This window comes from Mesosutterella faecium (assembly GCF_022809315.2).
GTDB lineage: Bacteria > Pseudomonadota > Gammaproteobacteria > Burkholderiales > Burkholderiaceae_F > Mesosutterella > Mesosutterella faecium.
This window is the reverse complement of the sequence record NZ_JAKZJU020000001.1, coordinates 1,295,722-1,308,240: the sequence shown is the minus strand read 5'-3', so window position 1 is coordinate 1,308,240 and position 12,519 is coordinate 1,295,722. Positions and strand designations below refer to the sequence as shown.

Genomic DNA, 12,519 nt, shown 5'->3' with positions numbered 1-12,519 from the left:
TTTTATGAAAGTTTTCATCACCGGCGGCTGCGGCTTTGTGGGGGAGCACACGGCGGCGGCCCTGCTCGAGGCGGGCCATCAGGTCTTTCTCTACGACAGCCTGTTCAACAGCTGTCCGGAAACTTTAGAAGCCCTCCGCAGAATCACAGGAGAAAGGCTCCCGTTCGAGCAGGGCGACATCAGAAACGGCGAGCGTCTTCTGCAGACGCTCAAAGCCTTCGGGCCCGACGTCGTTTTTCATTTCGCTGCGTTTAAAAGCATCAGCGAGTCATTCCAAAAGCCTCTTGACTATTACGACGTGAACGTATCGGGGACCCTCACCCTGCTCAAGGCCATGCGGGCCTGCGGACTGAAGCGCCTTGTGTTCTCCTCCACCGTGGGGGTCTATCCCGAAAATGCTCCCTCGCCCTGCCCGGAAACCGTCGCCGCCGCGGCGCCTCACCCTTACGGCGAAACGAAAGTCATGATCGAACGGCTTCTCTCAAGGCTGGGCGATTCAGACCCGGATCTGAGCAGCGTCATCCTGCGGTTCTGCAATCCGGCCGGAGCGCACCCGAGCGGGCTGCTCGGAGAAAAGGCGAGGCAGCCCCAAGGCAATCTTTTTCCCCGCATCTGGCAGGCCGCCCGGGGAGAGCTCCCGCAGGTTGAAATTTTTGGCGGCGACTACCCGACTCCTGACGGCACCGCGGTGCGGGACTACCTGCACATCATGGATCTGGCGGAAGGCTGCGTGAAAGCCGCCGAGTACAGCCTCGGGCATCAGGGAACGGAGATTTTCAACCTGGGCTCCGGCGCCGGCGCGAGCGTGCTCTCGGTCCTGCGCGCATGCGAGCGCGCTGCCGGACGATGCATCCCTTTCCGAATCGCGCGCAGGAGACCCGGGGACCGCCCCGAGTTCATCGCAGCAACCGGCAAGGCCGAAAGCATCCTGGGCTGGAAGGCCCGAAGAGGCCTCGACGAGATCTGCCAGGACGCCTGGCGCTATGAATCACACAGAAACTGATCCCTTGCGCGAGGGGGCGCTGAGCGCCTCCGCGAAGGAAAGTTCTTCAAAAGAGTTGCAGTTTTGAAAAGCCGCAGCATCGGGGAAATTCACCTCGAGGCACCCGGCCTGACGGGCCCAAAGGCCCAGCTTGCGCTCACCCGAATCCAGATAGGCCGAAAGCCGCGGCAAAAAAGAAGCCGGAACCCAGAGAAACGAAGGCTGCAGCCGACCGCCGGCCGCAGCCACGGCAGGAGTTCCGGACTCCTTTAGGCTTTCAACCAGATTCTCGGGAAAAAAGGGACAGTCGCAGGGCACTGTGACCAGCCAGGCCTTCTTCCTCTCGCCCTCCGGGATGCAGGACATAGCCGCTTCGAGCCCCGCCAGCGGCCCGGCAAAGTCCGGGCGGAGATCAGGCAGGATTTTTGTACCGGCAGGAAGCATCCTCCTGTAAGCCTCTTCCGAGCGGTTCGCGCTCAGGAGGATTTCGTCCGTCTGAGGCTTCAGCCTTTCAAAGGCGTTGAGCGCCAGAGGGCGGCCGCGGAAAAGCTGCAGCCCCTTATCGACCCCTCCCATCCTGGTCGCCCGGCCTCCGGCGAGAATGAGCCCGTAGATCCTCATCGCATTGCCCCTTATGAAGCGGACCAGACCACGGTAAAGGTTCTCCCCAGCCTGCTTGTCATGGTTTTGGCGATTCGGGTCAGATTTTCGCGCTCAATCGGGCTTTCTGAGTCCGCCCTCACCCCCATCACCACCTGCCTGCCGCGGGCTTCCAGATTAAAGCCCGTCACGGCCCCGCGGTGGCTCTTGTCGAGCCCCTCGGCGACCTTTAAAAGGAGCCCGACCAGAGCCGCCTCCTTCCAGTCATTGGATGACAGGGCGATATAGCCGGGTTCTTCCCGCCCCTGGTACCGGCTCCGGAAGATGACCGCGGCGATCTGCTGGGTCTCGTATTCGGTAAATCCCAGAAGCTCGGAGTTCGCCACAATGTAAGCGCTGTGCTCTGCGAGGTTGTGGTACGAAATGGCGATTCCCGTTTCCTGGAGCCAGGCCGCGTAAAAAAGGATGTCGCGCCAGGCGGGATCAAGCTCCACGAGGCTTTCGCGCCTTGCCTGGTCAAAAAGCTGCAGGACAAAGCCCGAGACTTTCTTCGCATGGAACAGATCCGCGCTGAAGGTCCTGGCAAATCCTTTGACCGCATTGATCTTCTGCTCCCGCTCGCGGGCCCTGCCGGGAATAAGGCCGGAGTTCTCCAGATGCTGCAGGAGCACCCCGTCGCGAAGGCCCCGCTCCGTGATCTCCACCCTGTCAAACCCCAGCTCCTCCATCGCCGTCAGGAAGATCGCCGCGCCGGGGATGATCACGTCAACGCGCCTTGCGGACATGCCGGGAAGGCGAAGCCGCTCGGCGGGAGTGGTGCCGCAGAGCCTTTCGGAAATGGCCCGGGCTTCGTCAAGAAGCACATAGCACCCGCCCTGATCGTCGGCGCTGCCATGCCTCATCGCCTCGGCCATCGCTCCAAGGGCTCCGGCGGTGCCAGAGCTTGCGATCATCTCCGCGGGGCGGCAGGCCCTGACGCGCTCGAAGGGAAGGAAGGATTTTTCACGGACATAGTCCTTCACCTCCTCGAAGAGGGAGCGCGGGACCTTCCCGCTTTCCTTTCGAAAGAAGCGGTCCGCAAGCCTCACGCAGCCGACATGCAGCGACTCCGCGGCGAGAATCTCGCCGTTGCGGGACACGGCAAATTCGGTGCTGCCGCCGCCGATATCCATAAAGACCCGGGGATGGTCCGACAGGGGAAGCCCCGCCTCCACCCCGATGCTGACCAGGCGGGCCTCTTCAGGCCCGGAAATGACATTGAAGCGCACGCCGGTCTCGAGCTTCGCCCGTTCCACGAACGCACGGCCGTTGGAGGCCTCGCGTACGGAGGCCGTGGCCACGGCAGCGATCTGCTCGACGCCGTACATGCGGCAGGTCCGCGCGAACGTCTTCAGAACCGCGATGGTGCGGTCCATGGCGGCGGGCTGGAGCGCGTCGTGCTCGAAGGCCCCCTCGCCCAGCTTCACCATGGATTTCACGCAGTTGAGAACCTGAACCCGCCCCTGGGCGTCGACCTGCGCGAGAAGCAGCCGGATCGAGTTGCTTCCGAGATCCACAACGGCCACGCGGTGGGCCCCCGGGGGAAGCGGACTCGGGTTGTCTGGAGAAGTTTCCGTTTCAGCAGGAAGGGGGCCGTACTGCGCTGTTTCCATAGGCCGCCCTTTACTCGCCGTAGCGGCGGATCAGTTCTTCCTGCGCATTGACGCTCTTTTCCGAGGGCTTTTTCACAATGCGGGTGTAGGTGTCCTTCTCCAGCAGCCAGGTGCGCTGATTGTCCGCCAGCTGCAGCTGCAGCACTTCCTCAGCGAGCCGCTTCTTCAGCCGGCCGTCGAGAATAGGCGTCACCACCTCGATGCGGCGGTCGAGGTTGCGCCCCATCATGTCGGCCGAGCCAATGTAGCAGAAGCTCTTTTCCGTATCCTCGAGGGGCCCGAACCAGTAGACGCGGGCATGCTCGAGGAACTTGCCCAAAATGGCGCGAACTGTGATGTTTTCAGAGACGCCGGGAATGCCGGGCTTCAGGCAGCAGATGCCGCGCACCAGGCAGTCGACCTTGACGCCGGCGATCGAGGCTTCGTAGAGAAGCTTGATCATGCCCGCGTCAACCAGCTGGTTGCACTTGATCACAATCCGTCCGTTGCCTTCGCGCCTGTGGCGCTCGATTTCGGCGCGGATGCTGCGTTCCAGCCCCGAGCGCATGCTCGTGGGCGAGACAAGCAGCCGGTTATAGCTCGTGCGCTTCGCGTATCCCGTCATCACGTTGAAGAGATCGGTCACATCCGAGCAGATCGCCGGATCTGCGGTGAGAAGCCCCAGGTCCGTATAGTTTTTCGCCGAACCCGGGTTGTAGTTGCCGGTGCCGATATGGACATAGGTGCGTATGCCGCTGTCCTCCCTGCGGATGACGAGGCAGAGCTTCGCATGCACCTTCAGGCCCACGAAGCCATAGACGACGTTGACGTTCTGGTGCTCCATCTCCTCGGCCCAGTTGATGTTGCGCTCCTCGTCAAACCTCGCCTTCAGCTCGACCACGGCGGTCACCTGCTTGCCTGCCATGCGGGCGTCCATCAGGGCCTTCACGATCGGGGAGTTGTTGCCCACGCGGTAGAGCGTCATCTTGATGCCGAGCACCTTGGGGTCGCGCGCCGCCTGCTGCACGAAGTCCACCACCGAAGTGAACGTCTGGTACGGGTGATAGAGCAGGATGTCCTCGCGGGCGATGTTCTCGAAAAGCTCTTCAACCGGCTGGGTCGCAGGGTTGTAGCTCGCGTAATAAGGCGTGTCCTTCAGCGCGGGAATGTTGAGGTCGTTGAGCTGCATGAACCCGGAAAAAGCCATCGGGCCCTTCACAGTGTAAATCTGAGAGGGCTGAAGGTGCAGCTTGCTCACAAGGAACGACGTGAGCTTCGCGGGAATTCTGTACTCGGTTTCAAGGCGGACGACACCCCCGAACCGGCGGCGGAGCACAGAATCGCGGACCGCCTCGAGAAGATCGTCGGCCTCGTCCTCCTCAATTTCCACATCGGTGTTGCGCGTGATGCGGAACATCCCCTTTGCCGTCACCTTGTAGCCCGGGAAAAGCAACGGCAGGAACTCGCCGATGATCTTCTCGGTCTGCACGATGTCGACGTTTTTATCGAAAGAGGCCGACACCTGCGGTTCGTCCTGCGAGGGATTGCGGGGCACAAAGTAAAACCTTGGGATGTTGTGCGGAACCCGCAGCCTCGCATAGTGCCTCACATCGTTGGAGTCAGCCACCTCGATGAGAAAATTGATGGAGAGGTTGGAAATTTTCGGGAACGGATGCCCGGGGTCGATCGCCTGGGGAGTAAGAATCGGGTAGATGTCATTCTTGAAGCGGTTGAGCAGGTACTTCTGCTGCTCGGGGTCAAGATCCGAATACTCAACCACGCGGACCCCCGCCTCCGCCAGGGCGGGCTGAAGCTTGTTGATCCAGTGGTTCGCGGCGGCCTCCACCTGCTCCATCGTGAGCTTGCGAATTTCGGCCAGCTGCTTCGCAGGCGACATCTTGTCCGGTCCCAGCGTGGAAGCTCCGGTCTGGTACTGCTTGAAGATGTTGGATACACGCACCATGAAGAATTCATCAAGGTTCGTGTAGAAAATGCTCAGAAACTTCACCTGGTCCAAAAGAGGCCGGTCCTCTTCGAGCGCCGTTTCAAGCACTCTGCGGTTAAACGAGAGCCACGACAGCTCCCTGTTGGTGTACAGACTCGGAGAGGTCAGCGGCAGCTCCTTTTTAGCGCCGGCCGCTTTTCCGGCAGCCCGGGCTGTGCGCTTTGCCCTGCGGGGTGCTGTTTTCGGGGAAGCAGATGCATTTTTATCGGCCGCGACACGCGATGAGCTCTTGTTTTCCATAAAATCTTTCTTTGAACCTAACCAAAAAAGAGGAAGCGCCTGAAATCAGTTTTTCAAGACGCACGAAGCTTGACGCAATTACCATAGCACCCGTTTATGACCAAACGGTGAACATTTATTCTAGCGGAGAGAAAAGAATATGGGGATGAGGATTAGGAACAACAACTCTTTGAATAAGATTAACAAATTGATTGCGGCCGGCTCCGTCGCCCTTGCAGCAGGCATCTGCACCGCCGGCTGCGCGCCCCTGCACCGCGACAATTCCGCCGGGCCCGCCCCCATCGGAATGGCCAACCCGGCATCGGTCTGGTGCGTTGAAAAACGAGGAGGAAAGCTTGAAATCAGGAAGGACGCCTCAGGGGGAGAATACGGCGTCTGCCATCTGCCCGACGGCTCCTCTGTGGAGGAATGGGAGCTCTACCGGCGCGACCACGGAAAAACCAAATAGAAAAAAGGCTGTTTTCTTTAAAGAAAACAGCCCTCCAAAAATCTTTGGAGCGGGAGACGAGTCTCGAACTCGCGACCTCAACCTTGGCAAGGTTGCGCTCTACCAACTGAGCTACTCCCGCAACACGGGAGCGTATTCTACACGAGCTTTCCTGAAACGCAAATTTTTTTGTGGCCCACCACCTAATTGCGGGATGCGCAGACCGGAGACTCACCCGAAAAAAACGGGCAATCTCATTTCATTCAGGGAAAAACCTTACAATAGGACACTTCGTCCCGCGTCTTTCTACAGGTGCACAAAGATGTTTCGAAAATTAGCAGCCGCCGCAGTCCTCTTCTCCTGCGCCCTGGCGCTTTCCGGCTCTGCGCAGGCCTCTGCAAAAACTTCATCGACGGCCTTTTGCCCGATGCAGGGGCGGATTTCAATCGTTGATTTCGAGGCAAGCTGGTGCACCCCCTGCAAAATGATGAAGCCGGCCTGGGAAAAAGTCGAAAAAGACTACAAAGGGAAGATTTCCTTTGTTCACATCGATATCGACGAACACCCCGACATCGCCCGCGCGCTGGGCATCAGCGCTGTGCCCACCCAGATTCTCTTTGACAGGAAATGCAAGCTTCTTGACGCGCATTCGGGCTTCATCTCCGAAGAGGACCTGAGGGCGACTTTTGACCATGTCCTGAAAAACTACTGATCTGCCGCCGGCCTCCAAAGCCGGGGCCTTGCCGCGGAGAGGCCTTCACGGTAACAAACCGTAATGCATTGCCGAAAATGTTTGCATTCGGTTTGTAAATGGGAACTTACAATAATTTCGGATTGGAGCGCCCGTATCTTCCGGCGTTCCTTCAGCAGATTTTAAAGGTGAAAGACAATGAACACGAAACTCGCTGCCGCTGCAGCCCTCTGCGCCACTCTGGCCCTGGCCGGCTGCGCCAACGATAACCAGAGGTACCGCGCCGATGTCTACGGCCCGGGCTCGCTCAATCAGGTCCAGCAGGTCAGCACGGTTGAAATTCTGTCCATTCAGCCGGCTAAGGTCGCCCTGCCGAACGAAACTAAAAACTCTACGGCCCAGCTTGCCGGCACGGTGGCCGGAGCCGTGGCCGGCGCCGTCATCGGCAACCAGTTTGGGCACGGCCGGCACAGCCGGCAGAACTCCCGCATCGTGGGCGGCGTCGCGGGCGGCGTTCTCGGCAACCGGGCGGCCAATCTCGCTGCCGGCGGGACCGATTATCAGAACGGGGTTCAGCTCACCTACCGCATGAACGACCAGATGTACACCTCGGTGCAGCTCGGGAACTCCTGCGAGTACAAGCTCGGAACCGCGACGCTGGTGCGCCAGAGCGCCAACGAATCCAGGATCCAGCCGAACAATCCGGGCGGCTGCGGCACCGAGACCAAGTAAAAAAGTCTCTCGCCGCCTGTGGAGCACATGATTATGAAACGAGTTTTTGCACTCGCATTGTCTGCTCTGTCGTCCTGCGCCTTTGCAGCCGGAGCGGTTCCTCCTGACTATCAGGAGCCGGCCGCTTCGCAGAGCACCATGGCCTCCGCCGTCCCCCCGGACTATCAGCCGGCGGCTTCTGCCGCCGCGGCCGGCGCTTCGGCGGTCAGAGACGACCTGAAGCCCAAAGCCGACCACCTCTCGCTTGACGAGCAGCTGCAGCTTCTCAAAAGAAACGAGCAGGATATCGCGGCAAGGAAAGCCGCGCGCCAGCAGCTGCAGGACGAGGCCGCACGCAGCGCGGCCGGAGCCCCTAAAGGCGACCTTGAAAAGGAGAGCCGCGACTCCAGCCTCGAGTTCCAGTCAAAGCTCAACAAGGCGCGTTCGCGCCATGCGGACGATTACGTCAAGGCCGAGCTTGAGGGCATCCGGGAGGGACGGCTGAACGTTCCCAAGTGACCCCGGCCGTGAGGCCTCGTTTCCAAAGCCGCCCGCCGGCAGAAAAGCGGGCGGCATTATTTTTGCCGGCCCTGCGCCTTAATAACACATGATCTGTCCGTCGGTCCTCTTTTCCGTCCCGCCGGCATAAACGCCATTTTTGCCGCGGATAATCGCCTGGCCCCTGCCCATGGCAACCCGGTCGGCGACAACGGTGATTTCATGACCCCGCCTCTGGAGCTGCCGGATCAGGGCGTTCGGCATATCCTGCTCCACCAGAACCCGGCGGCCTCCCACCCACTGCCAGCGGGGAGCGTCAAGGGCCTGCTGGGGATTGAGTTTCCAGTCAAGGAGATTCATAAGAAACTGGACGTGAGCCTGGGGCTGCATGTAGCCGCCCATGATGCCGAACGGCCCCAGAGCTTCGTCGTTTTGAGTCAGAAATCCCGGGATGATGGTGTGATAGGGGCGCTTTCCCCCCTTCAGGCCGTTCGGATGCGAGGGATCAAAGCGGAAATTAAAAGCCCGGTCGTTAAAAGAGACCCCGGTCTGAGGTTCCACGATGCCGGAGCCGAACCCATGGAAATTGCTCTGAATGATGGAAACCATGTTGCCGTCACGGTCTGCCGTGCAGAAATACACGGTCGAACCGTAGCGCGGATCTCCCGCTTTCGGATCCAGAGCGCGCTCCCCGATGAGTGAGCGCCTGCGGGCTGCGTATTTCTCCGACAGGAGCTCTTCTGCCGAAACTTTCATGCAGGCGGGCTCCGCCACATATTCCATGGTGTCTGAAAAAGCGAGCTTCAGGGCTTCGATCTGCCGATGAACGGTCTCCGGGTCCTCGCGGTCCCCAAGCTCCATGCCTTTGAGAATCTGCAGGGCCATGAGCACCGTGATGCCGTGTCCATTCGGAGGAAGCTCCCAGACATCGACGCCCCGGTAATTGAGAGAGATCGGGGCCACCCATTCCGGCTTGTAGGCGGCCAGATCTTCTCCCGAGAGAAAACCGCCCGTCCGTTTCATATAGGCGTCGATTTTCTCTGCGACTGCTCCCTGATAGAACGAGCGGCCGTTTGTCCGGGCTATGGAGCGCAGGGTGTCCGCCATCCTCGGGCTTGCGAACATCTCGCCCGCCTTCGGAGCTCTGCCGGCGGGCGCAAAAGTCTCCATCCAGCCCTGATAAGCCGGATTGGCAGAAGCAAGAGGCACAAACAGCCTGCAGCCGTCAGACCACAGCCTGCTGATGTTCGGGGAAACGGGGAAGCCCTGTTCGGCGTAGGCCACGGCGGGAGCCGCGACTTCCTCGAGCTCGAGGTTCCCGAAGCGTTCGTGGAGCGCGCACCAGGCGGCCACAGCGCCCGGCACGTCAATCGACTCCACGCCGCGCTTCGGAACCTCCTTCAGTCCGCGCTCCTTCAGAGCGTCAATGGAAATGGAGCGCGGCGCGGGACCGGAGCCGTTGATGCCGTACATCCGGCCCTTGAACCAGACGATCGCAAAGCAGTCGCTGCCCAGGCCGTTGCCCGTCGGCTCGGCCAGGGGCTGCGTGAGCGCCATGGCGATTGCCGCATCGACGGCGTTTCCGCCCTTCAGAAGCGTCTGGAGCCCGGCGGAAGCGGCGGTCGGATTGCCGGCGCAGCACATGCCGTTTCGCGAATAAACCAGGCTGCGGGTCGAGGCATAAGGATAATGAAGAGGATCAAAATCGAGCATAGGCAGACCTCGCTGTTGTGTCCGGAAAACCCGCCCCTGGCGCAGGAATGCCCGATAGCAAAAAATTCAGGGCAGGCAGTTCCGCTGGCTCATGGAGCCGGTGCCTATTCATTTTCTGTCAGTTTTGGGACAGAGGCTTCGCAGAAGCAGCCGATTTCCATCCCTTAAAAAAGGGATGGAGCAGGATCTTTTGCACGCTGTCCCGGACCCCGGACTGGCAGGCTTCGCCGCGCGCCGGCGCGGCCTGCTGTGCCCCGGACCTGTTTGAATTAAAATCCTGCAGAACTTCAAGCATCATCGCTGCCGAGGCAGCGTCCGGGAACACTTTCATGACCAGTTCTGCCGCCAATTCCTCTTCGGGCAATAACCCTGCCGGCCTCTTAAAAAGGATCGGCTTCATCGCAGGCACGATCCTGATGGCTACCTACCCGATATGGACATACTTCAGCCTCCCGCGCAGCGATATCGCAGTGATCGCTGTCGGCCTGATCATCGCTGCATTCCTGAGGATTCTCGACCGTCCCTCAGCCCTGACAGCCTTCATCACCATGTATTCAGCGGTCATCGGAATAGCTGCGGCAGTCCTGCAGAGCGTGACGGTTCTGAAATTCTGGCCCGTCGGGCTGTACATCCTCGTCTTCATCGCCCTTTTCATCGGGCTCGGGCACGACGACGGCATGGTCTGCAGGGCTGTCTCCAAAGGCAAGGCTCCCGATGACCCCGTGAGGGCTTACAGCCGGGCCCTTTCCATCGTCTGGATGTGCTTTTTCGCCTTGATCGCGGCGGTCGGCACGCTGACCTGCTTCTGGGGCAACATGAAATCGTGGGTTTTCTGGAACGGGCTGATGTCCTGGGCGCTCGGCTTTATCTTCTGGGGCACGGAGAAGCTCGCGAGGAACTTCATTCTGAAGGATTTACGGCGACAGGCTGAAGCCGGCAGAAAGCTCAGCTGAGGCCGGTCTCTGAAAACAGGGGCGTCCCGCGGGCGAAAAGGTCCTGAAGCGCGGCCGCGGTGAGGCGAATTTTCCTCACCTGGGATACCTCGGGGGAAAGCACGGCTGTCATCGACCAGCCGTTTTCAAATTTCGATTCAACGCGGAACCCCGCAATGACGGGCTCGTGCCTGACCCAGATGAACTCGCGGGGGCGGCCCAGTTTGACCGCGCATTCATAAGCGCCCCACGCCTTGAAAAAAGCATGCGGAAGATCCGCTTCCTTCTTAAGCTCAGCCGCAGTTTCTGCGGAAAAAGCCGCTTCCGCATAACGCTCAAGCGGGCGCTCCGGCGCATATCGCTCGACATCCACGGCGCAGGGCTTCGCCGAGAGCAGGCAATGAACCCTCTCGCCGCTGTGTGAGACCGAGGTAAAAACCTCGCCGCTTCCCAGCCGAATCACCGGGGCCTGGGGCGGCTTTTCCTCAATCTCGGCCCGGGGACGCCCGGACTGATCTGCAGCCGCACGGACGGCAGCCGCAAGCATGAGCCTTGACCACAGGTACTGGCTGCGCCTGAGAGGCCTTTTAAAACGAAGGGATCTTTCAAGCTGGGAAGGCTGCAGGAACGGCAGAAGGCTTTCCGGCGGCGGGCAGGAGGCCTCTTCAAAAACCAGGAGCAGAGCCGCGTTTTCGTCCGTAATTTTGGTAAAAATCATAGTGCGGCGCCCCCGCGAAACTGAAGGGGTCAGCGCGTCGTGTCCATGCTGACCGTTTCGAAGACCCGGGAGTTATCCCTTGACTCGGACGAGACTTTCTTCCAAAAGAAAATCCGCCCCTGGTCGGCCGTAAGGAGCGTGTCGCCCGCTTTCAGAAGAATGCCTCCGATCCCGGCGGGAAGCCCCTTCGTCTGGGCAATCTCGGCAAACTCGGGGTCTGAGGCACCGGAGGAAACGCGCGCGGTCCTTTCCAGCGCAGACGTATCCCAGGAGCAAACAGGAAGCCCGCCCGACAAGTCGCCTGACGAAGCCGTCCGGCAGCGCATCACCCGGGCGCTGATCGATCCAATTTTGAGAACGCCGGCCCCAGAGAGTCCGTCGGGAACCAGGCTGAACTGAAGCTTAGGCAGAAGCGCCCTGGCTTCCGAATCGCTTAAGCCGCCCGCTGACTTTAAATTTTTAACGGAAGTGAACGCGGCCCAGCTTTCAACGGCGCTGTCAGAAAGCGGGGCCAGAGGCAAAGCAGGCGTTTTGAAGCGCACGTCCGCCCGCAGCGTGAGCCAGTCCCGAAGGCTCATCTTTGAAAAATCCGAGTCCTCGCTTTCCACCTGCACGAAATTGGCATCGGCCTCCCGGAGAGCAAAAATCACGTCCCTGCGCCCCGGGGTTCTGGTGTTGCTGATATCAACAGCAAATCCAGGCGCCCCGTCCGCAAATGTGATGGACTTGGCCCTCACCTGAAGCGCCGCGCCTTCCGAGGCGTCCCCGTCCCCGCCTGCCTTAAGCGAAGTTCTGGCACCGGAGGTAAACCACTGGGTGAGCGACCTCACGCCGTCCGGCGTTTCGATCCCAATGCGGCTCATCAGCGTGGCGGGCACACGGATCACCATCTTTTTTACCAGCGCGCTCTCGCCCTGGTTTCTAGCCTGCAGGGTGATCTCAACGCCGTCCTCTCCTTCGCTCTGCGCGCCGGTCACGACAAAACCGGGCTGCATCGCCTGAGACTGGCCCTGAACGGCCTTCAGTTCTTTCTCAAAGGAAGTTTCGTCCGTGGAAGCATCAGGCGCTTCCTCCCGGGAAGGTTGGTCGATTCCCAGCGGCACGGACTGAGCCTCAGGCGCTTGAACAGAAGGCCTGGGCCGGGCAGCCGCCCGGCTTGAGGCGCCGGTTGATTTCTCGATGATGGGAGCTCCGCCTCCCGAGGCCGCCGCCGAGTCTCCGGGGGGCTCCCAGATCGGGACGGATGAGCAGGCGGAAAGCGCCGTTGCAGAGAATGCGGCCAGCGCCATTTTGAGTGTATTTTTCCCGTGGTGAGCCATTTCGCGCCTCCTCCAGCCCTCGGTCTGCGATCCATCTTTCAGGGGCATCTCA

At 60.4% G+C, this 12,519-nt stretch carries 13 protein-coding genes and 1 tRNA gene; 6 read left to right on the top strand and 8 right to left on the bottom strand.

All coding sequences use genetic code 11. The annotated features are described in order from the left end of the window. The first annotated feature begins 4 nt into the window (after positions 1-4). Positions 5-1,003: a UDP-glucose 4-epimerase GalE gene (gene galE / locus MUN46_RS06100; RefSeq protein ID WP_243376260.1), complete on the top strand. Its 999-nt coding sequence runs from the start codon at positions 5-7 to the stop codon at positions 1,001-1,003. Here the strand turns inward: galE and mobA are convergent. Genes mobA through ppk1 form a run of 3 tightly spaced genes read right to left on the bottom strand, consistent with a single transcriptional unit; the run spans position 989 to position 5,458 of the window. Next, positions 989-1,603 carry a molybdenum cofactor guanylyltransferase MobA gene (mobA, locus tag MUN46_RS06095; RefSeq protein WP_243376261.1) on the bottom strand — a complete coding sequence of 205 codons (615 nt, stop codon included), beginning with the start codon at positions 1,601-1,603 and terminating at the stop codon, positions 989-991. The two genes, galE and mobA, sit on opposite strands and share 15 nt — an antisense overlap. 11 nt (positions 1,604-1,614) lie before the next feature. After that, positions 1,615-3,234, bottom strand: a complete 1,620-nt coding sequence (locus MUN46_RS06090; RefSeq protein ID WP_243376262.1) for a Ppx/GppA phosphatase family protein — start codon at positions 3,232-3,234, stop codon at positions 1,615-1,617. 10 nt (positions 3,235-3,244) lie between these two features. Further along, complete coding sequence (gene ppk1 / locus MUN46_RS06085) at positions 3,245-5,458, bottom strand: polyphosphate kinase 1 (protein ID WP_243376263.1); 2,214 nt, start codon at positions 5,456-5,458, stop codon at positions 3,245-3,247. Positions 5,459-5,627: 169 nt separating this feature from the next. On the opposite strand from ppk1, the gene MUN46_RS06080 reads away from it, so the two are divergent. Further along, positions 5,628-5,906, top strand: a complete 279-nt coding sequence (locus MUN46_RS06080) for a putative hemolysin (RefSeq protein WP_243376264.1) — start codon at positions 5,628-5,630, stop codon at positions 5,904-5,906. A gap of 45 nt (positions 5,907-5,951) precedes the next feature. Here the strand turns inward: MUN46_RS06080 and MUN46_RS06075 are convergent. After that, positions 5,952-6,027: transfer RNA gene (locus MUN46_RS06075), tRNA-Gly, on the bottom strand. A gap of 180 nt (positions 6,028-6,207) precedes the next feature. Between MUN46_RS06075 and MUN46_RS06070 the strand changes: the two genes are divergently transcribed. From MUN46_RS06070 to MUN46_RS06060, 3 genes are all read left to right on the top strand, one after another. Next, positions 6,208-6,597, top strand: coding sequence for a thioredoxin family protein (locus MUN46_RS06070; protein ID WP_243376265.1), 390 nt, complete (start codon positions 6,208-6,210; stop codon positions 6,595-6,597). A gap of 177 nt (positions 6,598-6,774) precedes the next feature. Further along, complete coding sequence (locus tag MUN46_RS06065; protein ID WP_243376266.1) at positions 6,775-7,308, top strand: outer membrane lipoprotein; 534 nt, start codon at positions 6,775-6,777, stop codon at positions 7,306-7,308. A gap of 33 nt (positions 7,309-7,341) precedes the next feature. Next, positions 7,342-7,806: a hypothetical protein gene (locus MUN46_RS06060; RefSeq protein ID WP_243376267.1), complete on the top strand. Its 465-nt coding sequence runs from the start codon at positions 7,342-7,344 to the stop codon at positions 7,804-7,806. A 78-nt stretch (positions 7,807-7,884) separates the two neighbouring features. On the opposite strand, the gene MUN46_RS06055 is transcribed toward MUN46_RS06060, so the two are convergent. Together MUN46_RS06055 and MUN46_RS06050 are read right to left on the bottom strand one after the other, a co-directional pair. Continuing rightward, complete coding sequence (locus MUN46_RS06055; RefSeq protein ID WP_243376268.1) at positions 7,885-9,498, bottom strand: gamma-glutamyltransferase family protein; 1,614 nt, start codon at positions 9,496-9,498, stop codon at positions 7,885-7,887. A gap of 118 nt (positions 9,499-9,616) precedes the next feature. Then, a complete protein-coding gene (locus MUN46_RS06050; RefSeq protein ID WP_243376269.1) occupies positions 9,617-9,898 on the bottom strand; it encodes a hypothetical protein in 282 nt (93 codons plus the stop codon). Positions 9,899-9,914: 16 nt separating this feature from the next. On the opposite strand from MUN46_RS06050, the gene MUN46_RS06045 reads away from it, so the two are divergent. After that, the gene (locus MUN46_RS06045) at positions 9,915-10,451 is read left to right on the top strand and encodes a COG4648 family protein (protein WP_243376270.1); all 537 of its coding nucleotides are present in this window, start codon (positions 9,915-9,917) and stop codon (positions 10,449-10,451) included. On the opposite strand, the gene MUN46_RS06040 is transcribed toward MUN46_RS06045, so the two are convergent. After that, positions 10,444-11,148 carry a 4'-phosphopantetheinyl transferase family protein gene (locus MUN46_RS06040; RefSeq protein WP_243376271.1) on the bottom strand — a complete coding sequence of 235 codons (705 nt, stop codon included), beginning with the start codon at positions 11,146-11,148 and terminating at the stop codon, positions 10,444-10,446. The two genes, MUN46_RS06045 and MUN46_RS06040, sit on opposite strands and share 8 nt — an antisense overlap. Before the next feature lie 29 nt (positions 11,149-11,177). Continuing rightward, positions 11,178-12,437, bottom strand: coding sequence for a hypothetical protein (locus MUN46_RS06035; RefSeq protein ID WP_243376272.1), 1,260 nt, complete (start codon positions 12,435-12,437; stop codon positions 11,178-11,180). Between the last annotated feature and the right edge of the window lie 82 nt (positions 12,438-12,519).